Source organism: Pseudomonas sp. 02C 26 (assembly GCF_002843585.1).
Taxonomy (GTDB): Bacteria; Pseudomonadota; Gammaproteobacteria; order Pseudomonadales; family Pseudomonadaceae; genus Aquipseudomonas; species Aquipseudomonas shirazensis.
Genome location: NZ_CP025262.1, coordinates 2,730,564 through 2,756,972 on the forward strand (window position 1 = coordinate 2,730,564; position 26,409 = coordinate 2,756,972).

Annotated in this window: 20 protein-coding genes; 6 read left to right on the forward strand and 14 right to left on the reverse strand. The window is 61.3% G+C overall.

Annotated elements, in window-relative coordinates:
* The first annotated feature begins 7 nt into the window (after positions 1 to 7).
* Together ccoG and mapR are read left to right on the forward strand one after the other, a co-directional pair.
* Positions 8 to 1,417 (forward strand): cytochrome c oxidase accessory protein CcoG, encoded by a 1,410-nt coding sequence (gene ccoG / locus CXQ80_RS12290; protein ID WP_101319798.1) that lies wholly within the window; start codon positions 8 to 10, stop codon positions 1,415 to 1,417.
* Positions 1,418 to 1,456: 39 nt separating this feature from the next.
* The gene (gene mapR / locus CXQ80_RS12295; RefSeq protein WP_101319800.1) at positions 1,457 to 2,866 is read left to right on the forward strand and encodes a GntR family transcriptional regulator MpaR; all 1,410 of its coding nucleotides are present in this window, start codon (positions 1,457 to 1,459) and stop codon (positions 2,864 to 2,866) included.
* A gap of 19 nt (positions 2,867 to 2,885) precedes the next feature.
* On the opposite strand, the gene CXQ80_RS12300 is transcribed toward mapR, so the two are convergent.
* The 10 genes from CXQ80_RS12300 to CXQ80_RS12350 form a co-directional block, all read right to left on the reverse strand.
* A complete protein-coding gene (locus tag CXQ80_RS12300) occupies positions 2,886 to 3,155 on the reverse strand; it encodes a hypothetical protein (protein WP_157831746.1) in 270 nt (89 codons plus the stop codon).
* A gap of 268 nt (positions 3,156 to 3,423) precedes the next feature.
* Complete coding sequence (locus tag CXQ80_RS12310) at positions 3,424 to 4,170, reverse strand: SDR family oxidoreductase (RefSeq protein ID WP_101319807.1); 747 nt, start codon at positions 4,168 to 4,170, stop codon at positions 3,424 to 3,426.
* A gap of 58 nt (positions 4,171 to 4,228) precedes the next feature.
* A complete protein-coding gene (locus tag CXQ80_RS12315; protein ID WP_101319810.1) occupies positions 4,229 to 5,764 on the reverse strand; it encodes a DHA2 family efflux MFS transporter permease subunit in 1,536 nt (511 codons plus the stop codon).
* Positions 5,761 to 6,954, reverse strand: a complete 1,194-nt coding sequence (locus CXQ80_RS12320) for an HlyD family efflux transporter periplasmic adaptor subunit (RefSeq protein ID WP_101319813.1) — start codon at positions 6,952 to 6,954, stop codon at positions 5,761 to 5,763. The genes CXQ80_RS12315 and CXQ80_RS12320 overlap by 4 nt, the downstream gene beginning before the upstream one ends.
* A 30-nt stretch (positions 6,955 to 6,984) precedes the next feature.
* Positions 6,985 to 7,458, reverse strand: coding sequence for a MarR family winged helix-turn-helix transcriptional regulator (locus CXQ80_RS12325; RefSeq protein WP_101323035.1), 474 nt, complete (start codon positions 7,456 to 7,458; stop codon positions 6,985 to 6,987).
* A gap of 198 nt (positions 7,459 to 7,656) precedes the next feature.
* Positions 7,657 to 9,294 (reverse strand): phosphoglucomutase (alpha-D-glucose-1,6-bisphosphate-dependent), encoded by a 1,638-nt coding sequence (gene pgm / locus CXQ80_RS12330; protein WP_101319816.1) that lies wholly within the window; start codon positions 9,292 to 9,294, stop codon positions 7,657 to 7,659.
* A gap of 86 nt (positions 9,295 to 9,380) precedes the next feature.
* A complete protein-coding gene (locus CXQ80_RS12335; protein WP_101319818.1) occupies positions 9,381 to 11,642 on the reverse strand; it encodes an ATP-dependent DNA helicase in 2,262 nt (753 codons plus the stop codon).
* Positions 11,639 to 13,291 carry a VRR-NUC domain-containing protein gene (locus tag CXQ80_RS12340; protein ID WP_101319820.1) on the reverse strand — a complete coding sequence of 551 codons (1,653 nt, stop codon included), beginning with the start codon at positions 13,289 to 13,291 and terminating at the stop codon, positions 11,639 to 11,641. The genes CXQ80_RS12335 and CXQ80_RS12340 overlap by 4 nt, the downstream gene beginning before the upstream one ends.
* Before the next feature lie 25 nt (positions 13,292 to 13,316).
* Positions 13,317 to 14,726: a hypothetical protein gene (locus CXQ80_RS12345; RefSeq protein ID WP_101319822.1), complete on the reverse strand. Its 1,410-nt coding sequence runs from the start codon at positions 14,724 to 14,726 to the stop codon at positions 13,317 to 13,319.
* A 510-nt stretch (positions 14,727 to 15,236) separates the two neighbouring features.
* The gene (locus CXQ80_RS12350) at positions 15,237 to 16,259 is read right to left on the reverse strand and encodes a zinc-dependent alcohol dehydrogenase family protein (protein WP_101319824.1); all 1,023 of its coding nucleotides are present in this window, start codon (positions 16,257 to 16,259) and stop codon (positions 15,237 to 15,239) included.
* Between the two features lie 212 nt (positions 16,260 to 16,471).
* Between CXQ80_RS12350 and CXQ80_RS12355 the strand changes: the two genes are divergently transcribed.
* The 4 genes from CXQ80_RS12355 (at position 16,472) to CXQ80_RS12370 (ending at position 21,052) form a co-directional block, all read left to right on the forward strand.
* Positions 16,472 to 17,386 carry a LysR family transcriptional regulator gene (locus tag CXQ80_RS12355; RefSeq protein ID WP_101319826.1) on the forward strand — a complete coding sequence of 305 codons (915 nt, stop codon included), beginning with the start codon at positions 16,472 to 16,474 and terminating at the stop codon, positions 17,384 to 17,386.
* A 1,821-nt stretch (positions 17,387 to 19,207) separates the two neighbouring features.
* Complete coding sequence (locus CXQ80_RS25340) at positions 19,208 to 19,861, forward strand: methyl-accepting chemotaxis protein (RefSeq protein ID WP_371918930.1); 654 nt, start codon at positions 19,208 to 19,210, stop codon at positions 19,859 to 19,861.
* A gap of 241 nt (positions 19,862 to 20,102) precedes the next feature.
* A complete protein-coding gene (locus CXQ80_RS12365; protein ID WP_178080769.1) occupies positions 20,103 to 20,696 on the forward strand; it encodes a GNAT family N-acetyltransferase in 594 nt (197 codons plus the stop codon).
* Positions 20,693 to 21,052 carry a cupin domain-containing protein gene (locus CXQ80_RS12370; protein ID WP_101319833.1) on the forward strand — a complete coding sequence of 120 codons (360 nt, stop codon included), beginning with the start codon at positions 20,693 to 20,695 and terminating at the stop codon, positions 21,050 to 21,052. The genes CXQ80_RS12365 and CXQ80_RS12370 overlap by 4 nt, the downstream gene beginning before the upstream one ends.
* Before the next feature lie 93 nt (positions 21,053 to 21,145).
* Here CXQ80_RS12370 and CXQ80_RS12375 read toward each other — a convergent pair whose 3' ends face one another.
* The 4 genes from CXQ80_RS12375 to CXQ80_RS12390 all read right to left on the reverse strand — a co-directional run bounded on the left by CXQ80_RS12375 (position 21,146) and on the right by CXQ80_RS12390 (position 26,371).
* On the reverse strand, positions 21,146 to 23,557 hold the full coding sequence (locus CXQ80_RS12375; protein WP_101319836.1) for a TonB-dependent receptor: 2,412 nt from the start codon (positions 23,555 to 23,557) through the stop codon (positions 21,146 to 21,148).
* Positions 23,558 to 23,642: 85 nt separating this feature from the next.
* Entirely contained in the window at positions 23,643 to 24,590 is a 948-nt protein-coding gene (locus CXQ80_RS12380) for a FecR domain-containing protein (RefSeq protein ID WP_101319838.1), read from the reverse strand.
* A complete protein-coding gene (locus CXQ80_RS12385; protein WP_101319841.1) occupies positions 24,590 to 25,099 on the reverse strand; it encodes a sigma-70 family RNA polymerase sigma factor in 510 nt (169 codons plus the stop codon). The genes CXQ80_RS12380 and CXQ80_RS12385 overlap by 1 nt, the downstream gene beginning before the upstream one ends.
* A gap of 174 nt (positions 25,100 to 25,273) precedes the next feature.
* Positions 25,274 to 26,371, reverse strand: a complete 1,098-nt coding sequence (locus CXQ80_RS12390) for a catalase family protein (protein WP_101319843.1) — start codon at positions 26,369 to 26,371, stop codon at positions 25,274 to 25,276.
* Positions 26,372 to 26,409: the final 38 nt, after the last annotated feature.

The following is a 26,409-nucleotide window of genomic DNA, read 5'->3' on the forward strand; positions in this document are numbered from 1 at the left end:
ACGCGACATGAGCGATAAGATTCCGTACCACGTGATTGAGGTAACACCCCCAGCAGCCCAAAGAGGCAGCGGTTACAGCGGCGGCGCCGTTCACACGCGCAGCTTCAGCGGCATCTACCGCAATCTTCGGATCGGTTTTGCCGGTGCCTTGTTTGCCTTGTTCTTCGGTACGGCCTGGCTGGACTGGGATGGCCGCCAGGCAGTGCTGTGGGATCTTGCTGACAGTAAATTTCACGTATTCGGTACCACCTTTTGGCCGCAGGACTTCATCCTCCTGTCGGCGCTGCTGATCATCAGCGCCTTTGGCCTGTTTGCCATCACCGTCTTCGCAGGCCGAGTCTGGTGCGGTTACAGCTGCCCGCAGAGCACCTGGACCTGGTTGTACATGTGGTGCGAAAAAATCAGCGAAGGCGATCGCAATCAGCGCATCAAGCTGGCGGCGGCGCCATGGAGCGTAAACAAAATTGCCCGGCGGAGCTTGAAAAACGCGCTGTGGCTGGCCATTGCCGTACTTACCGGGCTGACTTTTGTCGGCTACTTCACCCCTATCCGCCCCCTGGCGCAGGAGCTGCTGAGTTTGCAGCTGACGGGGGTTGCCCTGTTCTGGGTGCTGTTTTTCACCGGCGCCACGTACCTCAATGCCGGTTTTCTGCGCGAAGCCGTGTGCATGCACATGTGCCCCTACGCGCGCTTTCAGGGTGTGATGTTCGACAAGGACACCCTGGCCGTCGCCTATGACCCGCGTCGCGGCGAAGCGCGAGGCCCACGCAAGAAAGGCAGCGACCCGCGCGCGCAGCAGCTGGGCGACTGCATCGACTGCACGTTGTGCGTGCAGGTCTGCCCGACCGGTATCGATATCCGCCAAGGCCTGCAGATGGCCTGCATCGGCTGCGCCGCTTGCATCGATGCCTGCGACGGGGTGATGGACAAGATGGGCTACCCGCGCGGGCTGATCGGCTACAAGTCCGAGCACACCTTGCAAGGCGGCTCCACCCACTGGCTGCGCCCACGCCTGCTCGGCTATGTAACCGCGCTGGTGGTCATGATCGGCGCCCTGGTGCTCGCCCTGCAGGAGCGGTCGATGGTGTCGCTGGATGTGATCAAGGACCGCGGCTTGTTCCGCGAAAACGCTTTGGGCCAGATCGAGAACATCTACTTGCTCAAGGTCATCAACAAGACCCAGCAGCCACAGCGCTACCAACTGCGCCTGGTGGATGCGGACGGCTTCGAGCTGCACGGCAGCACCGAATTCACCTTGCGCGCCGGCGAAATGGGCGAGCTGCCGGTATCGGTCGCGATGCTTGCAGAGCGGCCTAGCAGCAGCGCCCAGGACCTGACCTTCGAGATCCAGGACAGCGACGAGCCAAGCATTCGCAGCAGCGCGCGCAGCCGCTTCGTCGCGCCGTTGAACCGCTGATCCCTTACACTGAGCCATCACCATGCCTGCCGACCGCCCATGAAACGCTACGAACGCTTTGCCGATGACATTGCTGAACTGATCCGCTCCGGGGTACTCGGCCCTGGCCAGCGGGTGCCCTCTGTGCGCTACGCCAGCCAGACCCACGGGGTCAGCCCGTCGACAGTGTTTCAGGCCTACTACCTGCTCGAGCGGCGAGGTTTGATCCGTGCCAGACCGCGCTCAGGCTATTTCGTCAATGCGCATGCGCCGCAGCAGATGAGTGAGCCGCAGATCATGGCGCCAGTCAGCGAGTCAACCGAGGTTGACGTCAGCGGGCTGGTATTTTCCATCCTCGACTCGATCAAAGATCCCAATACGGTTGCGTTTGGCTCGGCATTCCCCAGCCCTGCGTTGTTCCCACTGCAACGCCTGTCGCGCTCATTGGCCAGCGCCAGCCGCGCAATGGACCCGCGCATGGCGGTCACCGACCTGTCGCCCGGCAACCCGCAACTGCGCCGGCAAATCGCCCTGCGCTACATGGTCGCCGGGCTGATGTTGCCGATGGAAGAGCTGTTGATCACCAATGGCGCGCTCGAGGCCTTGAACCTGTGCTTGCAGGCAGTCACCGAGCCAGGCGACCTGGTGGCCATCGAAGCGCCGGCATTTTATGCGTGCTTGCAGGTACTGGAGCGGCTCAAGCTCAAGGCTGTGGAAATCCCCGTGCACCCGCGTGAAGGGATGGACCTTGGGGTGCTTGCACAGACCCTGGACAAACACCCGGTCAAGGCGGTGTGGTGCATGACCAATTTTCAGAACCCGGTCGGTGCGAGCATGCCTGAGCACAAGAAGCAGGAACTGGTAGAACTGCTCCGGCAGCATCAGGTGCCGCTCATCGAAGACGACGTATATGCTGAGTTGTACTACTCGCAGCAAGCGCCCAAACCGGCCAAAGCCTTCGACACCGATGGCCTGGTAATGCACTGCGGCTCGTTCAGCAAAAGCCTGGCGCCGGGGTATCGCATTGGTTGGGTCGCGGCCGGGCGCTTTGCGCAGAAGGTAGAGAGGCTCAAATTGATGACCTCGCTGTGCGCATCCATGCCTGCGCAGGCGGCCATCGCCGATTACCTGCAGCACGGCGGCTATGACCGTCACCTGCGCAAGCTTCGTTATGCGCTGGAGGGTCAGCAGGCGAGCATGTTGGCAGCAATTGCGCGCTACTTCCCGGCGCAGACGCGGGTCAGTCAGCCCTCTGGTGGATATTTCCTGTGGCTTGAGCTGCCAGAACAAATGGATGCGCTGAAGCTGTTTCACATGGCTGCCGCACAAGGCATCAGTATTGCCCCTGGGCCGATCTTTTCGCCGACCCGGCGCTTCGGCAACTGCATCCGCTTGAACTACGGCAGCCCATGGGATACGAGCGCCGAGCAAGCCATGGAAACCTTGGGGCGAATTGTGCGCTCGTTCTAGCGGTGACCGACCAGTCAAGCTACAGTTGCGCAGTGAGATATAGCGCAGGATGCAAATATGCACGACCCCTCAACTGCGCGCCTTGCTCCAGCAACTGGACGCCTTGCAGCAACGCAACAACGCCCTTGAAGCACAACTCGCGCAGCGCCAGTGAAGCGAGCAAAGTCTTTATCGCTTTGTATTCGACACCATGGACATGGGCTGTTGCATCATCGAATTCTTCGACGGCCCAGCAGGCCCGCTGAGCGACTATCGGCATGTACTGACTAATACAGCTTGCTTCACCCATGCCGGGATCGACCCACTGGGCAGAACTATTCGCCAGTTGCCCCCGTCAGGCGGAATTCTGGGTCGAGTTCTACGGCCAGATCTTGCGCTCAGTTGAGCCAAAGCAGCTCGAGCAGACGCTGGACGCGACAGGCACCGACAACGGCACAGGCATGAATTCGCAGATACTGCTCAAACCTTTAGACCTTAAGACCTTGGCCCAACGCGTCAGTCAACTGTTGGCGGCGTCAGCACCATCGCAAGCCGGTCCTGAATGACGGGGATTTCGGCTAGCGCCCGCCGCCTAGTTCGATAAAGCTGCCGGTCGAGTAGGACGCCTTATCCGACAGCAGCCAGAGAATCGCCTCGGCGACTTCCTCTGGTTGGCCGCCCCGCCCCATCGGCAACCCTGCCTCAAGTTTGTGCACGCGCTCGGCATCACCGCTGAGCGCATGAAAGCCGGTGTGAATATAACCGGGCCGCACCCCATTGACGCGCACGCCTTCGCCGGCCACCTCTTTGGCCAAGCCAATGGTGAACGTATCCAACGCGCCTTTCGACGCAGCGTAATCAACGTACTCCGCAGGTGAACCAAGGCGCGCCGCCAACGACGACACATTGACGATCGCCCCACCCTGGCCGCCGTGCCGACGGGCCATGCGCAGCAAAGCATGCTTGGCACACAGCATCGGCCCGACCACATTGGTTTTCATCAGGTTGAGCAGGCGGAACTCGGACATGTCTTCCAGGCGGCTCTGCGGGCCGATGGTACCAGCGTTGTTGACCAGTGCCGTTACCGGCCCAAGCTCATGGTCAACGCGCTGGAACAGCTGGATGACCTCGTCCTCGACACTGGCATCGGCACGCACGGCAATCGCTTCGGCACCGCGCTCGCGGACCTCGGCAAGGATGCGCTCGGCTGCCTGGTCGTCAGCATGATAATTGATGCAGATACGATAGCCTTGCTCAGCGGCAAGCCGCGCTGAAGCAGCGCCGATGCCACGGCTGGCGCCGGTAATCACGATAACCTTGTCCATCGATTGCCCCTGGGCGACTGATGGCACAAGGCTAACGCTTGCTTGCCTGAGTTGACAACTAATGTCCCGCTGAGGCCGGCCCGGCCTTGGCCGTAAACGGCGGCTTGGCAAACCATACCAACAGGATCAGGCCGGCGAATACCCAGGTCATCAGGGTGAAGTAGTCCACCGTCGACATCATGTAGGCCTGGCTGTTGACGATCTGCTCAAGCTGCGCGTAGCTCTGCGGGCTGGCGCCCCCCAGTTGCTCAAGCGTATGCCGAGTGGCGGGATCGTACTGGCTGATGTGCTCGCTCAAATAGGCGTGATGCTGATCGGCCCGGCGAATCCAGATCCAGGTTGTCAGCGATGCCGCAAAGCTGCCGCCCAGGGTCCGCAGGAATGTCGCCAGGCCTGAGCCATCGGCGATCTGCTGCGGTGGCAGGTCAGACAGCAGAATGCTCAAGGTCGGCATGAAGAACAGCGCCACGCCGATGCCCATGAACAGCTGCACCAGGGCAATGTGCTGGAAGTCCACCTCGCTGGTGAAGCCGGCGCGCATGTAACAGCTGGCGCCGATCGCGAGAAATGCCAGGCCGGCCAGCACCCGCAGGTCGAAGCGGTGCGCATACTTGCCCACGAAAGGCGACATGATCACCGGCAGCAAGCCAATCGGCGCCACGGCCAGCCCGGCCCAGGTGGCGGTATAGCCCATCTGCGTCTGCAGCCATTGCGGCAGGATCAAGTTGATGCCGAAAAAGCCTGCGTAGCCGCCAACCAGCACGATGGTGCCGACGCGAAAGTTGCGATGGGCAAACAGCCGCAGGTTCACCACCGGGTGGCGGTCGGTGAGCTCCCAGATGATGAAGATGGCCAGGAACACCACCGAGATCAGGCTGCCCATGATGATGAACGACGACTCGAACCAGTCCAGGTCGTTACCCTTGTCGAGCACCACCTGCAACGCCCCCACCCCAATGATCAAGGTGATCAAACCGATGTAGTCCATCGGTTGCCGGCTGGTCACGACCTGTCGCGTGCGCATCTGCTGGCGCACCACGGCAGCGGCGAACAGGCCAATTGGAACGTTGATGAAGAAAATCCACGGCCAGCTGTAGCTGTCAGTAATCCAGCCGCCCAAGATCGGCCCGGCAATCGGTGCAACAACCGTCACCATCGCCAGCAGCGCCAGCGCCATCCCCCGCTTGGCCGGTGGATACACTGCAATCAGCAAGGTCTGCGTCATCGGGTATAGCGGCCCGGCGACCACCCCCTGCAGCACGCGAAAGCCAACCAGCTCAGGCATCGACTGGGCGATCCCGCACAGAAATGACGCCATCACGAACAACAGCGTCGCCCAGATGAACAGCTTGACCTCACCAAAACGCCGGCTTAGCCAGCCGGTCAGCGGCAAGGCAATCGCGTTGCTCACCGCAAACGAGGTGATCACCCAGGTGCCCTGCTCGTAACTGACACCGAGGTTGCCGGAAATGGTCGGCAAGGCGACGTTGGCGATGGTTGTATCGAGTACCTGCATGAACGTCGCCAGCGACAGACCAATGGTGGTCAGCAGCAGGCTTGGCGGAGTGAACTGCGCAGCGCCGTTGTTGTTCATCGCTGCGCCGTCTTGCCTGCGGCGCTGTTGTCATGGATCAAGCGCGCGATCAGCCGGTCGGCATCGACCAGTTGGCGCTCATACACCTGGGTGCTGTAGCTGGCTTGTTGCGGAGGCTGTTGCGCCAGGGTCGGGCCGGTCTGATCGTGCAGATCGACTTCAACCACCGTCGACAAGCCGATGCGCAGCGGATGATCGCGCAGTTGCTCGGGGTTAAGGTGCACACGCACTGGCACCCGCTGGACGATCTTGATCCAGTTGCCGGTGGCATTTTGCGCAGGCAGCAAGGCAAACGCACTGCCGGTACCGGCGCCGAGACTGTCGATGGTGCCGTTGTACTTGATGTCGCTGCCATACAGGTCGGCGCTGATCTCTACCGGCTGGCCGATGCGCATATTGCGCAGCTGGGTTTCCTTGAAGTTGGCGTCGATCCACACCTCATCCAGCGGGATCACGGCCATGGTCGCAGTGCCCGGTTGCAAGCGCTGGCCCAACTGCACGGTGCGTTTGGCAACATAGCCTGTAACGGGTGCAACCAAGGTAGTGCGAGCGTTATCCAGATACGCTTGGCGTACATCGGCAGCGGCAGCCATCACCTCCGGGTGCGAGGCCAACAGCGTGTCGTCGACCAGCGCAGTACTGGTGTTCAGCTGCTGCTGGGCGCTGTCCAAGGCACTTTGCGCGGAACTCAGGTCATCCTGGGCATGGGAGATCTCTTCGCGGGAGATCGCCCCGCTGTCGGCCAGGACCTTGCGCCGGTTGTAGTTATCGCGGGCTTTCTTCAATTCCGCAGCGCGGCTTTGCATCTGTGCCTTGAGCGAGTCGACGTTACTGTACAAGCCGCGGACCTGGCGCACGGTACGCGCCAATTTGGCCTCGGAGGACTGCAAGGCAACCTCGCTGTCGGCGGGATCGAATTGCAGCAAGACCTGGCCGGCCTGCACCAGATCGCCATCGTCGGCGCCGATACTGGTAACGGTGCCGGTCACCAGCGGGGTGATTTCCACCACGTTGCCGTTGACGTAGGCGTCATCGGTGCTCTCGTGCCAGCGCCCGACCAGGCTGTACCAGGCCCAGGCAGCAGCGCCACCGAGTATCACCAGCAAGAGCACGGCCAGCAGCCAGGTCTTGCGCTTGCGCGAATTTTCCGGAGCCGGGGAAGATTGGGTTGTGTCCGCAGGAGTGGCCATGACAGTACCTTGGGGAATTCGTAACAGGGATCAACGATCGCCGAAGCGGCGGATCGTCAGAGGGTCGCCGGCATTGAGCAGGACCTTGGCCAACAGGCCTTCGAGGGTCTGCAATTCTTCAGGCTGGAGCACGCCGACCAGTTCGTTCATTGCTGCTGCGCCCACTTCGGGCACGCGATCGGCCAGGCGCTGACCGTCGGCGGTCAAGGCCAGGCGCACCTGACGGCGGTCGTCCGGGCAGCGATTGCGCAGGATCAGCCCTTTGTGTTCGAGGCGGTCGAGCATGCGCGTCATCGAGCCGCTGTCCAGGCCCAGATAGCGACACAGCTCGGCCGGGGTGTCGACCTGGTACTGAGTGACGATGATCAGCACCTTGAATTGCGCGGCCGTAACCCCTTCGCCCTCGAGATGCGCGTCAAGAATGCGGTCCTTGAGCAGCGCCGCTCGGCCCAGCAGCATGCCGATCGTGCAGGTCTGGAAGTTTTCAGGACTGAAATGCGACATCGGCTTGCGGCCCAGCTCAGACAAATGTGTGTGCAAATATTACTGCTTAGGCAGTGAATGTCAAAGCTTTGATTAGGGGGCTATGTAAATTGCCGATGATTGGCGGCAATGCCTTATCTCTCAAGACCGCAAGGCTCGCCCACAAAAAAGGGGCACAAGGCCCCTTCTCTGCTTTCGATATTCAACTCAGCTCGCTGGTCAGGCGATAGCTGCATCCACCAGCACCTGAGCCTCCTTGACCAGGCGCTGCAAGTGCGCCTCGTCGATGAAGCTCTCGGCGTAGATCTTGTAGATGTCTTCGGTGCCCGACGGCCGCGCGGCAAACCAGCCATTGGCCGTCATCACCTTGAGCCCGCCGATCGCCTGAGCGTTACCCGGCGCGTGACTGAGGATCTGCTCGATTGGCTCGCCCGCCAGTTCAGTCGACGTCACCTGCTCCGGCGCCAGCTTGCTCAGCAGGGCCTTCTGCCGAGGATCGGCCTTGGCCTCGACTCGGGTTGCGTAGGGCTTGCCCAGCTTCGCAGTGAGGTCGGCATAGATCTGGCTCGGGTTACGTCCGGTGCGGGCAGTCATCTCCGCGGCAAGCAAGGCTGGAATAAGCCCGTCCTTATCCGTGGCCCAGACCGATCCGTCGCGACGCAGGAACGAGGCGCCGGCACTTTCTTCGCCGCCAAAGCCTAGCGAGCCGTCGAACAGACCCGCAGCAAAGTACTTGAAACCGACTGGCACTTCGTAAAGGGTGCGGCCAAGCGCTGCAGTCACGCGGTCAATCAAACCACTGCTGACCACGGTTTTGCCCACTGCAGCATCGCTGCGCCATTGCGGGCGGTTGCGGAACAGGTAGTCGATGGTCACGGCCAGGTAGTTGTTGGGTTGCAACAGGCCATCGGCGGTGACGATGCCGTGGCGGTCGTGATCAGGATCGCAGGCAAAGGCCACATCGAAGCGGTCGCGCAGGCCGATCAGGCCCTGCATGGCGTACGGCGAGGACGGGTCCATGCGGATCTGCCCGTCCCAGTCGACGCACATGAAGCGGAAGGTCGGGTCGACCTCGGTGTTGACCACTTCCAGGTTCAATTGGTAGCGGTCGGCAATCGCCTGCCAGTAACGTACCCCGGCACCGCCCAGCGGATCGACGCCCAGACGCAGGTTGGCCGAGCGGATTACCTCGAAATCGATCACGTTTTCCAGGTCGGCGACGTAATTGCCCAAGTAGTCGTGACGCTGGGTAGTCGGCGCTTGCAGCGCTTGCGCATAGTCCATGCGCTTTACCCCAGCCAGATCTGCGCCAAGCAGTTCGTTGGCCTTGGCCTCGACCCACTTGGTCACGTCGCTGTCGGCCGGCCCGCCATTGGGCGGGTTGTACTTGAAGCCACCGCTCTGCGGTGGATTGTGCGACGGCGTGATGACAATGCCATCTGCCATGCCGCTCTGGCGGCCGCGGTTGTAGCAAAGGATCGCGTGCGACACCGCAGGCGTTGGCGTGTATTCATCGTCCTTGGACAGCATCACCTGCACACCGTTGGCGGCCAGCACTTCCAGCGCGCTGGCGGCCGCCGGCGCGGACAACGCATGGGTGTCGGCACCGATGAACAGCGGCCCGTCGATGCCTTGCTGCGCACGGTACAGGCAGATGGCCTGGGTGATCGCCAGCACATGCGCCTCGTTGAAGCTCAACTCCATCGACGTACCGCGATGCCCCGAGGTGCCGAAGGCCACGCGCTGGGCTGCCACGGACGCATCAGGGCGGCCGGTGTAATAGGCGGTCAACAGGCGGGGAATATCGACCAGCACACTGGCCGGAGCCGGCTTGCCTGCCAAAGGACTGAGCGTCATGCAGAAACCTCGAGTTCAACGAATGTGAGTGTTGGAACACGCAGTGTACTGGGAGTTGCAATGCCGTGCGATGGGGCCTGCGGGGATTATTCGCTAGCTATCTGCCACCATTTGGGAAACATCTGCTGAACGCGTGTTTCAGCGAAGCGCTCGTCGATCAACAGCAACACGCCGCGGTCCTGATCGCCACGAATGACCCGCCCTGCGGCCTGGATTACCTTGCGTACGCCGGGGTACAGATAGGCGTAGTCAAAGCCGGCGCCGAACTGCCGGCCCAGGCGTTGCTTGAACTGCTCATTGATCGGGTTGACCTGTGGCAAACCCAGCGTGGCAACAAATGCTCCGATCAAGCGGGTTCCCGGCAGGTCGACGCCCTCTCCAAATGCGCCGCCAAGCACCGCAAAACCAATGCCCTCGCCATCCGGGACAAAGCGCGCCAGAAACGCTTCGCGCGCAGCTTCGTCCATGCCGCTGGCCTGCTCCCAGCGCGGCAACTGCGGATAGCGCTCGGCAAGCAGTGCGGCCACCTGTTGCAAGTACTCGAAGCTGCTGAAAAAGGCCAGGTAGTTGCCAGGCTTGCTGCGGTACTGCTCGGCGATCAGCTCGACGATAGGCGCCAGTGACGCCTGCCGTTCGCGGTAACGCGTCGACACATGACTGATGATGCGTACCTGCAATTGCTCGGCCTGGAACGGCGCGGCAACATCGAGCCAGGCCGTGTCGGCCGGCATCCCAAGCAGATCGGCATAGTAATGCCGAGGGCTGAGCGTGGCAGAAAACAACGTGACACTGCGCGCAGCGCTCATGCGCGGCCCAAGCAGGCGGGCCGGGACCACATTACGCAGGCACAGCGTGCTCAGGCGTCTGTTACGCGGGCCATTACGCACGCTGACATCAAACAGAAAGTGCTCGTCGAACAGCTCGGCAATGCGCGTGAACTGCAGTGCCTGGAAAAAAAACTGCAGCAGCAGCGGATCAATGCCCAGCGGCGATTGGTTGAGCTGCTCCTGGATCAAGCCAACACATTGCTGCAACGCCCCGATAAAGGCTTCTGGCAGGCGCTCGCCGGCTTGATACGGGACACGCTGGTCTTTATGCAGGGCATTCCATTGGCGGTTGAGCCGATCCAGCGCGCTGCTCAGCCCTTGCGGTTTGCTTTGCCGAAGCGTCAGCAACTGGCCCTGATCGAAACTGGCGCTGTACATCGCCCGACCACGCTCGACCAGGTTGTGTGCTTCGTCCACCAGCACTGCCACGCGCCACTGATTGAGCTGCGCGAGGCCAAACAGTAATGCGTGGGCATCAAAGTAATAGTTGTAGTCCGCCACGACCACGTCAGCCCAGCGCGCCATCTCCTGACCCAGATAATAAGGGCACACCTGATGCGCCAGCGCGACCTCGCGCAACGCTTCGCGATCCAGCAGCGGCACAGCGCCAGCGGCCTCGCGGGCAGCCGCCAGGCGATCGTAAAAGCCTTTGGCCAGTGGGCACGACTCGCCATGGCAGGCGTTGCCTGGATATTCACAGGCCTTGTCCCGCGCGATCAGCTCAAGGCTGCGCAGAGCCGGCTGCGGGCTGGCGGCGGTGAGCTGGCGCAGGGCATCCAGGGCCAGTGCCCGCCCCGGGGTTTTGGCTGTAAGGAAGAACACTGTGTCGAGCTGCTGCGGCACCACCGCCTTGAGCAATGGAAACAACGTGCCGAGTGTCTTGCCGATGCCGGTACTGGCCTGAGCCATCAGACAGCGACCGGTGCTAACGGCCTTGTACAGTGTCTCGGCCAACTGGCGCTGGCCCTGGCGAAACTGCGGGTAGGGGAAACCCATTGCCTGCAAGCCCTGGTCGCGCGCTTGCAAACGTTGCTCCTGTGCCTGGGCCCAGGCAAGAAAGCGCTGGCATTGAACCTCGAAAAACAGCTGCAGATCTGCTGCGCTGTAGTGCTCGCTGATCAGCGTTTGGCGGTCGCTGTCGACATCAAGATACACCAGCGCTATGTCGATGCTGGGCAACTGCCGCGCCTGGCACAGCAACCAGCCGTAGACCTTGGCCTGCGCCCAATGCAACTGGCGATGGTTGGCAGGCTGGCGCGCCAGATCACCGCGGTGGGTCTTGATTTCTTCGAGGCGGTTGCGCGCCGGATCATAACCATCGGCGCGGCCACGCACCTGCAGGCTGAGGTATTGGCCTTGCAGGCTGACTTCAGCTTCATAACCCACCTCGCGGCGTGCCACTACCCGGCGATGGCCGGCGATGCCCTCCTGCGCAGTGGGTGATGGGGTAAAGCGCAGGTCGAGGTCGCCGACCTTGGCGCTGAATTCGCACAAGGCGCGCACGGCGACGGTATAACTCATGCCTGGGCAGCCGCCCAACGCACATGGCAGACGGTAACCGGCAGGCCGTGTTCGCGGCAGAATTCGATCCAGCGCAGCTGATTGTCCTGGAGCCGATCGCCCGGTCCTTTGACCTCGATCATGCGATAGCTGCCCTGCTCCGGCCAGAACTGGATCAGGTCAGGCATGCCTGTGCGGTTGTTGCGGATGTCCTGCAGCAAGCGCAGGAAGCACTGTTTCAGATGCATTGCCGGCAGGCAGCTCAGGGCCAGTTCAAGCAGCTCCGTGGGCAGCATCGACCAGAACACGAACGGCGACTGCAGGCCATATTTGGCCTGATAACACGCGCGTATCAACTCGCCATGGCTGGCATCATCGAGCCGCCCCAGGCAGCTGTCGAACAGCGCGCTGCGGCGCTCGCGAAAGTCAGCGTCATGCAAGTCCTGCGGCGCGCTCTGAAACGGGTGAAAAAACGCCCCGGTCACGGGCGCGAAGATCGGCTCCCAGCAGAGCAGCCCGAACAAGCTGTTGAACAAGGTGTTCTCGACGTAGTGCACCGAGCCACCCTCCTGTGCCAGGTGCTCCTGCACGGCCCGCTCGACACCCAGCGCAGCCATCTCGGCGGGCAGTTCGAGTTCGAGGAGGGTAACCGCACCAACCCGCCGCCGCGGCGTCGGTGGCCCGCCGAGCTTGCGTGCCAGGCGCGGCAGCATGCGCGCCAGGGCCTGTGTTTCGAGCGGGTTGGCAGGCGCACTGGCCATCTGCTCAGCAAGTCTGTACGCCTTGCTCCACTGCTCGCTGCGCTCGTGTACACGCACCTGGCGAATACGTGCCTCAGGGTGCCGGCTCTGCTCGTAGACCGCCAATGCCAGATGCCATTCGGCCAGGCGTTCGCAATGCTGACCAACGCTGAACAACAACCGCGAGCGCCGCCGCGCCAGCCAGGGGTTGTCACTGTGCAGGCCGTCGAGCTCCGCCAGCAAGGTTGCCGGCGCCTCGCCCTGCTCCAGGCGCTCGGCGCAGTGATGCAGGGCCATGGCCAGGTCGACTTCGGCACGTTTGCGCAGGGCGCGCGAGTCATCACTGAAAGGGACTTTTTCAAAGCGCAGCACGCCGGTATCGGCGAGCACGAAGTCCGACCAATCCTGGTAGAGGTTGCCAAAAAACAGCAGACGCAACCGATCACACAGGGGCTGCAATCGCCAGTGGATGACCTTCACGTCAAAGCCGGCGAACCATTGGACCAGCGGCCTTGGCTCCAGCTGCAGGGCTTGCAGCTGCAGCAGCAGATCAGCCTTGGGTGCCCGTGGCCTGACCAACTGCGCGGCAAAGCACGCTGCCAGTTCGTCTTTGCGCAGCAAAGCAAACAACTGCTCGATCGTCAGTGGCGCGCGCTCGCAGATCCAGCCCAGCTCCCCCAGCGGTCGCAGGGCTGAGTGGGCATCACCAATCTCGGCATAGGTCAGCTTGTCAGTGCGAAACAGCTCACCTTTGCGCATCACCATACGTACCAGCAGCGCCTGGGCGGGCTGCGGCAGGCGCTCGAACGCAATCAGAAAAGCCTGCTCGGACTCATCGAGCAGATCGTGGTAACGCTGGGCGACCCACCCCAGCACCTGGCGAAAATTATGCAGGTAGTAGAGCGGGTCTTCGACGGAATGGGCAATCACGGTACGGGTCAGGCAGCGGGGACAGCTACTGGTTATACATACAGACAGCTGATCCTGGCAAGCACTCCGGATCAGTGGTCGTCAGCTCATCGGCACTGCGCAGCAAGCACAGGGCCATGTCGCGTCGGGCCAGGTACTCCAGCATGCGCCTGGCGGGCTGACCCACCTGCCGCCCATACACCGCACGCAACTGCACCAGGCTCAAGCCGCTTGCCTCGACCAGCCAATGCAGGACGCCATCGGGGCATGTTTTGCCCAGCAGGGCCCGATGCAGGTAGGGCATGGCCACCAGCATCCCCGGGTGATAGCACTCGATAAAGCTCACCAGGCCAGCACCGTGACCGGCAAATGGGGCATGCAGCAAACAGATCAACTGCTTCTCGGTCAGTTCCAGCACCTGCATCAGACGCGCTTGCGCCATTTCGTCGGCGGCCTGTTCTGTGCGTGGTTTAAGGCCCAGCCGCAGGTTTGCGCCCTTGACCCGACGCTGGACAATGCGCTCGCGCAACTGGCGAAGCTGGATCAAGGCATCCACCTCAAAGCACACCGCCAGCGGTGGCAAACACTCAGCCGCGACGAGGGGCGCTTTCAACAGCCGCTCGAACTCAAGGTCTGCCGGCCTTTGATCGAGCAGGTCGCCAACTGCGATCACCTGCAAGGACGCACCATCGCTGCTATCGGTAGGCGCAAGCGCAGCTTGCGACGGCGTAGCGACAACGTCATGCAGCCAGGCCAGCGCCCTGATCAGGTAGGCGATATCCAGCGAGAGCGGGTGCAAGCCGGGCTCGTCAGCCAGGCGTAAACAACGCCGGCACCACGCCAGGTAGCGGTAGCGCTGGCGGGGCGGCAGCATGGTGATCAGTGCCAGTACGCCTTGCGCATCGCTCAGCACCTGGTTACACGCGCTGGCCATCTGCAAATGCAGGCGGCTGCCAAGCAGCGCCTCTGCCGCGCCGCCATTGAGATGCCCAAACAGCAATAACGCATCGCGGGTCGGTATCCAGTCCGCGTGCTGTGTTTGCGGCCTGCGGCTGAAGGGCACCAGGTGCTGGCCCTGGATCAGCAGCAACTCCACGCGCGGATCGTCCTGCAGAAACAAGGTGCTGAAACACCGCTCGTGATAGTCCAGCACGGCCTCGCTGGCCGCCGGCAGCGAGGCAACCAGCACTTTCAGCCTGAACGTCTGCGGCGCACGCTGGGCGATGGTCAGCTGAGCTGCGCGCAGCGTGCTCAGCAACAAAGCGCTGTCACGGTCTGCGCCGTGAATCACCAGCAGTTGAAACTGGCCAAGACAGTCAACCCCTCCCGCTGCGACCATCAGCCGTTGAATCAGCAGCTGCATCGAGGCGCGCAGTGCTTGCGACATATGCTCCATCAAGTGTTCAAGCACTTGCGTGTAGACATATTCCAACGCTTGTTCATGGATATTGCTCATGACGGCACTCCCTGTTTCAGACCACTCATCCTCGAACTACCGAGTATGAGCAATCTCAATGTGTCGATAAACTTTTGGGAAATTTCCCACAAGCAATTGCGAAACCATGGCTTAGTTGCTGAGCTTCACATCCTCTAGGCACAAGCGCTCGCTCGCCCCTCCTCCGGACCAGCGCCTGAGCGTCTGTGACTGCGGCGCGAGCTGTGAGCCTTGCAAGCTGATGAGTTCGTCCTGGGCGATTAACGCCAAAGTTCTGGGAATAAACGCTTCATTCAAGAATTAACGAGAAAACCATCAGCAAGCAAGCACAACAATCAAGCAGCTCCATCGTAAATTAGACGGAGAAGTTTCAGCGACAGGGTAAGCTGTAGGATATTTACTTAAAGCGTGTAGGATTTATCCGAAGTAACGCTTTGATACGGAATTAGCCGCAATCAACAACGAAAAAGGGCCGCAATGCGGCCCTCTCAAAGGTGGGACTGATTACCGCCAGCCTGGCGGCAGCAGGTTTCAAACCTGGCCCATGTCCAGTACCACCCGGCCACCGCATGGGCACTCGTCCATGTAGCGATGAGCCTCGACCACCTGGCTGAACGGATACACCTTGATGATCTGCGGCGTCAGCAACTGGTCAGCCGTGAACTGGTTGATATCGCGTAGCGCGCGCTGCAAGGCGACCTGGTCCTGGCTGATACCCAGCTCCGGCTTGCCGATGAAGTTGCCGATGCAGTGCACGTAGAACTGGATGTTCTTCTGAAACGCCGCGCACGCTGGGAACGGCGTCTGGTTGCCACCTTGCAGGCCATACAGCACCAGGCTGCCACGCGGCGCCAGAACATCGCCCAACAGCGACATCTGCGGCCCACCCAGGCCGTCGAGGACCATGTCCACGCCGCGCCCGTCGGTGTACTTGCCGATCTGCATGAGCAGATCCTGCTCCTCGGTGACGATGACCTTGTCAGCGCCCAGGCCCAAGAGGTATTCGCGCTGTTCCGGGTCCTTGGTTGCAGCAAACACCTTCAAGCCCAGCGCCTTGCCCAACTGGACAAATGCCGGCCCGGCGCAGTGGCTGGCATCAGTGACCAGCGCGGTCTGGCCGGCCTTGGCCCGCGCCAGATCAACGTAGGCGAAGTAGGCGATCAGCAGCGGCGTGTAATGCACGCTCGCTTCGACCGGAGAGAGAATATCCGGGTAGCGGGTGATCGCCGTGCGCGGCAAGACGATAACGTCACCGTACACCGGATGATCGTTGGCGCTGGTGGCCGGGAAGCTCGCTACCCGATCACCAACAGCTATATCGTCGACGCCAGCGCCTACTGCGGTGACCACGCCGGCCATTTCCTGGCCGATGCCGGCTGGCAAGCGCGCCTTGGACGGTGCCAGGTTCTGCCGCCAGAGCACGTCATACCAGCTGACGCCAATCGCTTCGACGCGGATCTGCAGCTCGCCGGCAGCGGGCGACGGCGCGCCCTGCTCCTCGATGCGGAGCACATCGGCGGCGCCGAAGGAGTGGAATCGGATCATGCGGGACATCGCATACCTCGCCTGTGTGAATCTCGTATTACCACGAACTTTATCCGGGCTTTCACCGTTAGACCATCAGTGGCGATTAATAGTCGACATGCCTGTCATTGATTGGGCCCCCTGCAAAATCGCAGATTGGCTCCCGGAAATCGGTGCAGGGTAACAGCCTTTGGCCGTAAGATTCACCCCTGCCCACCTCTGGCGATAGGCTAAGCGCATCGATGAACCGTAACGACCTGCGTCGTGTAGACCTCAACCTGCTGATCGTGTTCGAGACCCTCATGCACGAACGCAGCGTGACCCGCGCCGCCGAGAAGCTGTTCCTCGGCCAGCCCGCGATCAGCGCTGCGCTGTCGCGCCTGCGCAATCTGTTCGACGACCCGTTGTTCGTGCGTACCGGCCGCAGCATGGAGCCTTCGGCGCGTGCTCAGGAAATCTTCGCCCTGCTCTCCCCCGCGCTCGACTCGATCTCCACCGCCGTCAGCCGCGCCGCCGAGTTCGACCCGGCTACCAGCACCTCGGTGTTTCGCATTGGTTTGTCCGACGACGCCGAATTCGCCCTGCTGCCGCAACTGCTCAAACGCATCCGCGCCGAGGCGCCAGGTATCGTGCTGGTGGTGCGCCGAGTCAACTACCTGTTGATGCCGACCCTGCTCGGCTCAGGCGAAATTTCGGTAGGAGTGAGCTACACCAATGACCTCCCGGCCAACGCCAAGCGCAAGGTGCTGCGGCGCAGCAAGCCCAAGCTGCTGCGTGCCGACAGCATGCCCGGCAGCATCACCCTGGACGACTTCTGCGCTCGCCCGCATGCGTTGGTGTCGTTCGCTGGCGACCTGTCCGGGTTCATCGATGAAGCGCTGGATGAGCTTGGCCGCAAGCGCCATGTGGTGCTGGCGGTGCCGCAGTTCAATGGGTTGGGGAGTTTGCTGGGCGGGACCGACATTGTCGCTACGGTGCCGGATTACACCGCCGCAGTGCTGACAGCAGGCGGTGGGTTGCGGGCGGAGGATCTGCCGATTGAGGTGCAGAGCTTTGAGCTGCACATGGCTTGGCGTGGAGCGCAGGATAATGACCCGGCAGAGCGGTGGTTGAGGTCGCGGATACAGATGTTTTTTGGGGATCCGGACAGCTTGTGACTGAAATCCCGGGGGATTCAGGTAGCGTGCGATTTCGATTTTGCAGCACGGTCGTAATCGGTAGCAAATGGAGCACGCTTGCAACAGCCCCCACACACAACCTTTCACTCGCTCATCAACCAGCATTTTTCAGTGCATGCAGAGCTCCTGCGCACCACGTTGAAGCACCCAGGCTCATAGGCTCAAGCGCGCGCAACGCTGCCGACCGCAGACGATCCTACGATTAAGGCAATTGGTAGGGTGCTTACGACTTGGCTTGCTATTTGCTATCAATTTGCCATCCGAGTGTCGCGGTTGGAGAGGCAAATGTCGCTTTCAAGTAAAGTCATGCAGTTATCCTCTAACGAAAAGAACTGGCTACCCTGGTTCGGCAAAACAGGAAAGATTGCGATGGGGTGGTCATGCCGGCTGAATCGGTCGGCTTATCCTGTGATCGAACAAACCTTTGAAGCCATTGCACAAACCCGCGTGCAGTTGCTACACAACTGGACCCGCGAGCAATGGGAACACCTCGCGGAACTGGCGGAAACGCTCGGTCGTGATATTGCCCATACCGACAGGTATGCGCTGATGGACAAGCTCAGCCAAGCCGAAGATTTTTCCGAGCTGTTTGTTGTGGGTGTCGACGGGAAAGTCATCACCTCTACCTGGAGCGGACGCTGCAACAATAAGCTTGAGAACACCCGCGCCTTGGCCGAAGGGTTGAAAGCACCGTTTCTACATGGCCCCTACATCGATCCATTGACGTTGCAGATCGGTCCATCGACTTCACGCTTTCACGATGAAGTCACGTTGATGTTTTATCAGCCATTGATGGCCGATGGAAAAGTTCTAGGCTGCCTTTGCGGTCGTGTGCCAAACGATGTCTTGGGCGATCTTATACAACGTGAGGCCGGGCACATCTATGCCGAGTCGGGCGACAATTATCTGTTCATGGCGCAATCACGTTTCGATCCTGCGGTCGCAGCGGGAACCGCGTTGTCGCGTTCACGTTTCGAGGACGGCACGTTTACCCACGCAGAGAATCTGAAAAGTGGCGTACGCACGCCCTACAAGACCGTGCAGATTCAACGGCACACTGAGTTGGAACTGCGCTTCACCGACCCGGCGACCCAAGAGTTGCACCCAGGTGTGCGCGAAACAATCCGCATGGGCTCCAATCTGTTCGTGACGTATCCCGGTTATTCGGACTATCGGCACATCCCGGTGGTGGGCAAGGGAGTTACGTTCCAACTGCCAGGCTCACCTGATCGCTGGGGAATGATGTGCGAGGCCGATCTGGAGGAAGTTTACCGTCGACGCTCACTCAGTTATGGCTTGATGAAACCTTATCTCGCAACCATGACAGGGCTCTTTGCCTGCAATTACACGATTCAACATTACAGCGGCCTGGCACAGGGCATGATCGATGCCCTGGAGGTTTTGGGCATGGTCTGCGCCGCTGCGCTGTTCAGCCTGTTGGGGCCTAAACGGCTTGCGCAACGGTTGAGCGAGATGACAGGCGTGATCAGGACCATTGCCGAGGGCGAGGGCAACCTTCGTCAGCGTCTGGACACCGCGCGAATGGCCAACGACGAGACCGGCGACATGGGGCGTTGGATCAACAGCTTCATCGATAATCTGGACTCGGTGGTCGGCCAGGTAGTGAAGGCCAGTCGCACCGTCGGCGCCACCAATCAGATGATGCTGGGGCGCAGCCAGGAAGCCGGCATCACCTCGGCCGAGGTGGCCGAAGCGGTGCATTGCATGATGATCATCGTTGAAGAGCAACTGGGTGAAATTCAACAAGCCTCTGCCAGTGCCGAACAAATGAAACAGGCGATGGACGAAGTCGTAACCCGGGCTCGCGAGCAGTTTCTCGCGGTGCAGACAGGCACCCAGTCGATTCGGGATGTGGTCGAGCGCTCTTCCGCAAGCGTGCAGTTACTCGACAGCCGCATGACGCAAATCGGCAACATTACCGGGCTGATCAGTGACATCACCAACCAGACGAACCTGCTGGCACTCAATGCTGCCATCGAAGCCGCGCGCGCAGGCGAACATGGGCGAGGTTTTGCCGTGGTTGCCGATGAGGTACGTAGCCTCGCCTCACGTACCTCTCGGGCTGCCGATGATATTCGGCAGATGGTCGAGGGCTTGCAGAATGAAACACAAACCGCCGTCAGCTTCATGAAGGAAGGCGTCAAGGACGTCGATAACAGCTTGCGCCTGGCCGAAGATGCGTCCTCGGAAAACGTGCAGTTGCATCAAGCGGTGGAAAGTATGTTTGCGGTCATTCAGCAGTTGAACAAGCGCAGCCTTGACTACGGCAAGACAATCAAACAGGTCGACCACTCTTCGGCGCAGATGCGTGAGACGGTAGTGGTGTTGCAAGGCAGTGCCGAGACCGTGCGGCTCAATGCCAACAAACTGCAAAAACTGGTGGGGCAGTTTGAAGTGAGCAGCATCAGCAACGGACAGGTGGCGGCTGCTTGATAACGCCGCAAGGGCGCCAGCAATGCAGCGAAACCCATTGATGTGTCCAGCCACGGCCCAATCAGATGATCAACGATCACGACGCCGTGGCCGACAACCATGAGCATGAGCGCAACGTCGCAGGTCGTGCTGACGGTGTTCGCCCAGAGCATGATGGGTAGCGTCCAAATCGCCTACCCTGCCCGCTGCTAAAGGCGCAATCCTTCAAAACTAACCACCCGAGCCCATGGAAGCACCCCACATGTCTATCGACTTCAGACCCGCTCACGCCTCGGACGCGCACGACATCGCGCGCTTCTTTCAACTGACTTCGGAGGGCATGGCCGACTACATCTGGAGCAAGCTCGGCGCACCAGGGGAAGCGTTGCTGAGTGTCGGTGCGGCACGCTATGCCCGGGAGCAAGGCGACTTCTCCTACAAGAACTGCCTGATGGCCACGTCCGACGGGCGCGTCATCGGCATGATGCATAGCTATGCGTTGCGCGCGAGCCCTGACGCGCCTGCCGAGACCGACCCGGTCCTCGCGCCTTATGCCGACATGGAAATACCCGACACCTTGTACATCTCCAGCCTGGCGCTGGATGAGGCATGGCGCAGCCAGGGGCTGGGCGTCGAGTTTCTCCGCCACGCGCAGCAGCGCGCCGACGACGCTGGGCTGGATGGGCTATGCCTGATCGACTATGCGGAAAACCACGGTGCCCGCCGCTTTTACGAACGTCACGGTTTTCAAATCGTCAAAACCTGCCAGATCGTTGCGCACCCGATGCTGCGCGTGAGCGGTGAAGCCCATTTGATGTATCGCCCTATCCACAACGTGCCCGAGAACAATCAATGAACAAGAGTCTCACCGTATTCCGCGAACTGGATATCCAACCGGTACGCGACCTGCCCTTTTTCGAAGAAGTCCTGGAAGGCACCCCGCACACCCTGACGTCCAAGTACTACCACGATGAACAGCAAGGTCGCATTTGCGGGGAATGGCAAGCCAGCATCGGCGCGTGGCGCATCGACTACAAAGTCTGGGAGTTCTGCCACGTCCTGAGCGGCCGCTGCGTCATCGAGCTTGAGGGCTGCGCCCCGGTCACATTGGCCGCTGGCGACACGTTCATTATCGAACCGGGCGCCAAGGGCAAGTGGACTGTGCTGGAAGACATGAAGAAGAACTTCGTGATTCTGGTGCCGGCGGGCTAGGTTCTGCACGAAAACCAACCTGACCACGACTCGGTCACGGACACCCGCCCGGCGCCACACTCCCGCGCCGGGCCAGCCCTTCAAGCCTATCGATCAAAACCCAACAGTCGCCGAAACCAGATACGTCCGCGGCGTTGACAAGCTCAACCCAGGCTCACTGTCATCCGACGCCCCGGCCGAAACCCAGTAGCGATCATCCAGCACGTTCTCGACGCTGGCTCGCACCGTCACATCCTTGTCCGAAACCTTGAAGGCGTAGCGCGCACCGAGGTCGAAGCGCTCCCAGCCGTCGATCTTCTTGCTGTTGGCCTGGTCGAGGTACTGCGAGCTGGAGTGAATAGCGCGCGTGGTCAGGGTCAATCCTTGCAGCGCAGGTACGTCCCACTCGGCGCCCAGGCTGACATTGTATTCAGGCGTGGCCGGGGCGCGGTTGCCGTCGGCAATGCCGCCGACCGTGCCGGTCAGCTCGCTGTCGATGAACATCAGGCCACCGAGCAGGCGGACGCCCTCGAGCGGCTCGCCGAACACACTCAGCTCGATGCCCTTGTTTTCACGCTTGCCGTTGGGGCCAAACACGCGCGTGGCAGCGTTGGTTTCGTAGGCAGGTTGCTTGATGCGAAAGGCGCTGGCGGTCAGGCCGAAGGTACCGAGGTCGTACTTTGCGCCTACCTCGATCTGGCGGCTGATGAAGGGCGCGAAGATGTCGTCAGAATTGCGCGAGGTCGAGGGGGCGATCTTGCCCTGGCTCAGGCCTTCCATGTAGCTGGCGTAAAGCGACAACTGCTCGCTGAGCTTGAACACCACACCACCCGACGGCGAAAGCTTTTCCTCGTCATAGCCGGTGAGGCCCTTCGCGCCATTGCGCCAGTCGTCGACTTTGACCCGCTGCCAGCGCGCGCCCAGGGTCAGCAATACACGGTCGTCGAAAAAGCCTAGCGTATCGGCCAGGGCTATGCCGGTGAACCGGTTTTCGGTGTACACCTCGGCATCAGGGCGGGTCGGGGTGCCGGGTGTTGGGATGGCGTCCGGGTTGTACAGGTTGCTGGGGCTTGCAGCGTAGCGTGCGCCGCCGTTGGTGAAGTCCATGTAGAAGTAGCTGGCTGACAGGTTCAGCTCATGGCTGACCGGGCCGGTCGTGAACCAGTTGCGCAGTCCGGCCATTGCAGTGCGCACCGATTCGTCGCGGGTAAAATCGCGCGGCAGCACACTGAAATCGCCGGCGTCATTGCTGACCGGCACGTTGTGGCGCAAAAAATCGTGGTTGCTCTCGCGCGCGCCGAACGCGGCGTAGGCCATCAGCGAATCGCTCAAGTCATATTCGCCGTTCACCGTGCCGAAGGTGTCCTCGGTACGCGCCTTGGTCCAGGCCTGGGCGTAGTTGCGGTGTACATCCCTGACGTCTGGCACCTTGGCATCGGCACCGATCAGCACTCGCTCCTGCGGGGCGTCGGTGTCGCGCTGGGTGTGGCCAAGGTCGGTCGACAGCCGCAGCCGCTCACCGCGAAAATCCAGGCCCAGCACGGCCATTTCACGGTTGACACTCTGGTGATCCCAGGTGGTGTCACCGGACTGCTTGACCGCGTTGAAGCGCAAGCCGAACTGATCACCCTCACCAAAGCGTCGGGCGATATCCACGGCGCCGCCCGCCTGGCTGTCCGAGGCGTAGCTGCCGGTAAACTCGGTGAGCGGTTTGTCCCCTGCCCGCTTGGGTACGACGTTGATGCCCCCGCCGACGCTGCCACGCGGCGAAATGCCATTGATCAGTTGGCTCGGGCCTTTGAGGATATCGACGCGGTCGGCCATTTCCATGTCGATGGAATACGTTGGCAATACACCGTACAAGCCGTTGTAGGAAACATCGCTGTTGAACAGGCTCAGGCCACGGATGGTGAACTGCTCGAAGCGGCCACCTGCAGGGTTGGTCGCGCGCACCGAGGGGTCACTGGCGACCAGATCGTTGAGGGTGCGCGCCTGCAGGTTCTTCACCGTCTGGCTGGTGTAGGTGGTCATGCTGAACGGCGTGTCCATGAAGTCACGCGAGCCAAGCAGGCCCTGCGAGTTGCGGCGAGCGACCTGGCCACCGGCGTAGGGCACGCCGTCATCGGCCACGTGCCCACTGCTGATCGTGGTCGGCGCAATTTCCAGGGTACTGGCATCCTGCGTTACTGGCACCACGGTGTACGCATCAGCGCCTGTCGACTGCAGCCGCAATCCGCTGCCTTGCAGCAATTGGGCGAAGCCTTCCTCGACGCTGTAGCTGCCCGAAAGCCCGGCACTGGAGCGCCCATTGACCAACTCAGGGCTCACCGACAGGCTCACCCCTGATTGCGTGGCAAAACGGGTCAGCGCGACACCCAGGCTACCAGCTGACACTGCGTAACTGCGCCGGTCAACGTCATCGGCCCAACTGACCGGGACGAAAAGTGGTGTAGCACTCAGGCTCAGCACCAGGCTTACGCGCAACAAAGACTCACGGCCTGAACGGCCAGGCATCACGACGGACATAGGGGGCAAGCTCTCGTTTTCAGTTCACTTACCTGGAATGACCGGTGAGGCGAAAAAAAGGGACATGGGTTACGCCTGAGTTTTGTTACACATGAGCGTTGAGGGGCATCAAGGTGACCCAATAGCGGGTGCGTGACTTCACCTCGAGCGGCAGGCTCGCCGCCAGCAGAGACAGCACACGGTCGGTATCGTCCAGGCGAAAGCTGCCGATCACCCGCAGGTTTTCCAGTTCAGGCGCCCAACGCAACAACCCCGGGCGGAAGCGCCGCAGCTCGCGCAGGAAATCGCCCAGCGGCTGGTTCTGGGCAATCAGCACACCCTCGCGCCATCCGGGCAGCGAAGCATCGAAGCGGCCGACCTCACCCGCCCCGCCAGGCCGCAACCTGACCTCCTCACCTTCACGCAAGAACAGCGCCGGCCCCTGCAACGGGTGTAATTGGGCTGCACCGCTGGCGACTTTGATCTGGCAGTCGCGGTCATTGAGGCGCACGCACACATCACTGCGGTCAACCACAACCCGACCGTACGGCAAGTGAATGGTCAGCCCAGCGCTGTCATTCACCCTGAGTGCCATCTCACCGCGCACCAAGGTCAGCTCACGCTTACTCAGGTCGACGTTGACCGCGCTGTCGGTGTTCAACTGCAACAGGCTGCCGTCGGCCAGTTGCAGGGTTTTCTGTTCGCCGATGGCGGTGTGCACATCGGCCAGCCACACCTGCACGGGCACCTGCCGGGCGATCAACCAGGTGGTTGGCAAGACTGCGGCAATAGCCAATGCGCGCTTGATTGCGGCACGGCGCGCAAGGTCGGGACGATCCAGTGAAGCCATGGCCAAGGCCGGCGGCAGCGCTTCAAATCGCTGGCGCAGTTGCTGCGCTTTCTGCCAGATGTGTTCATGGTTGGCGCTGCTGTTGCGCCAGTGCTGGAGGCGGATGTGATCTGCTTCGGTGGCCGTGCCTGACTCCAGCAACGCCAACCAGCGCGCCGCTGCGCGGGCAACCTCTTGCATCTCGCTGGTGGGCGCGGTGCGCATCAAAGCTGCACCAGCAAGCAGTGTTCGTAGGCTTGTGCCATATAGCGCTTGACCGTGCGCTCCGACACGTCGAGCCGCTCGGCGATCTCGCGATAGCCCAGGCCGTGCAATTGGCTCCAGAGAAATGCCCGACGCACCAGCCGTGGCAGGCCATCCAGCAGTTCGTCCAGCGCCTGTAGCGTTTCCAGCAGCAGCCAGCGCTGTTCTGGAGACGGCACGCACTCCTCAGGCAGTTGCGCCAGCGCTTCGAGGTAGGCCGCCTCCAGGCTACGCCGGCTGTAGAAGTTGCTCAGCAGACGCTTGCCCACGGTCAGCAGATAGGCCCGTGGCTCGCGTAACTCTTCGAGCTTTTGCGCACTGGAGAGCACCCGCAGGAAGGTATCCTGACTCAGATCGGCCGCATCCCAGCTATTGCCGACGCGGTGGCGCAACCAGTTCTCCAGCCAGCTGCGATGCTCGCGGTACAGGATGCTCAGGCACTGATCGGGTGGCGTTACGGCGTCAACCATGGGGTGAGGCTCTGCACTTCAATGAATGGTATTGATTCTATTTAACAATAGAGTCGGTTACCAGATCATTTCCTCCACCGGGTCAGCTACTCAACCAGGGCGGTAAGCCGGATGCTCATGCGCTGCTCGCTGGTAGCCCGCACTGATGCAGTGCTACCAGCGCGTACAGCACTTCTAACGGGGTTCGTGAATAGGACAGCCGTTATGGCTACCCCTGAACTCCGACGACATCTCGTACGAAGGCTTGCGCACTCGCATTACGCCCCCGAGCGGACGATGGGCAGCCAGACCATGCCAAGGACTGAAAGCCATGCCATCGTCGATTTCATGAACCTTGGCGTCATCCCACGAAGGCTGCGCTTCGACCTCCAGTCGAGCGACCGTGAGATACGGGCTGAGATCCTCAGGCCATTCAACCGAAGCGTCCTCGATGGGCATTTTATCCAGATCGGTCGCCAGTTGGACACGGATCTCCCAGACCCCGCCGTGTGTATTGAAGTGCTCGGCAACAGCCGCACGCAGGCCGTCAGGGTTGTCGTCCAGATCTACCTTCAGATTGGTCAATGCCGTCAACTCGGGCGAAACAGGCACTATGGCAAGCTTGGCATAATAAGGACCGTACAGCACCGGCACCACAGTGGTGAAGGTCTCACCGAGGACATGAGTCTGCGGATGGCCGCCGAGGCTCTTTAGTGTGCCGCTCTCCCCGCCCATGGCCTCGACCACCGACTCGACGCCGCGCAAAACCGCTGAAAGCGCTTTCTTCATGCCTGGCGCTCGGTCAGTAGTCTTGGCCAGAAGTTTCAGCGTCTTGAGAAACGCCTTTGGGTCAGCCGCAGTGAAAGCCTTGGCGTTCTGCATCACGAAATCCTGAGTCACCTCGCCCTCACTACCAGGCAAACGAGGTCCATCAACGCCGACAATCTTCAGCGCCAACCCTCTGGGAGTGGACACCTTGTCGTCGAGGATATCGCCGGGGTTGGTCGAGAACCGCAGATAGGCAGAATAACTGCCAGCGCGAGCGAATGCGCCTTGAGCCAAGGCAGGCGGTAAGTCGCCAATTACGACCACGCGCCCGCGCAGCAAGCCATGGGCCTTGGCGTGGACACTGCGGTTGGCGTGGCCCTCATCGGCGAAAGTTTTTTCCATGATGTCGTGAAGCGTCTGCGCCAGTTCCTTGCTGGTCTGCGCCTCGTCGTCGGGGATCTGCTCGAACGAGGGCTGGAACATGAGCGGCGCAGTGGCGACAGTTACTTTGGATTGATCACTCATCACAATTCTCCGGCCAAGCTCACGGCTGAAACTTGGCA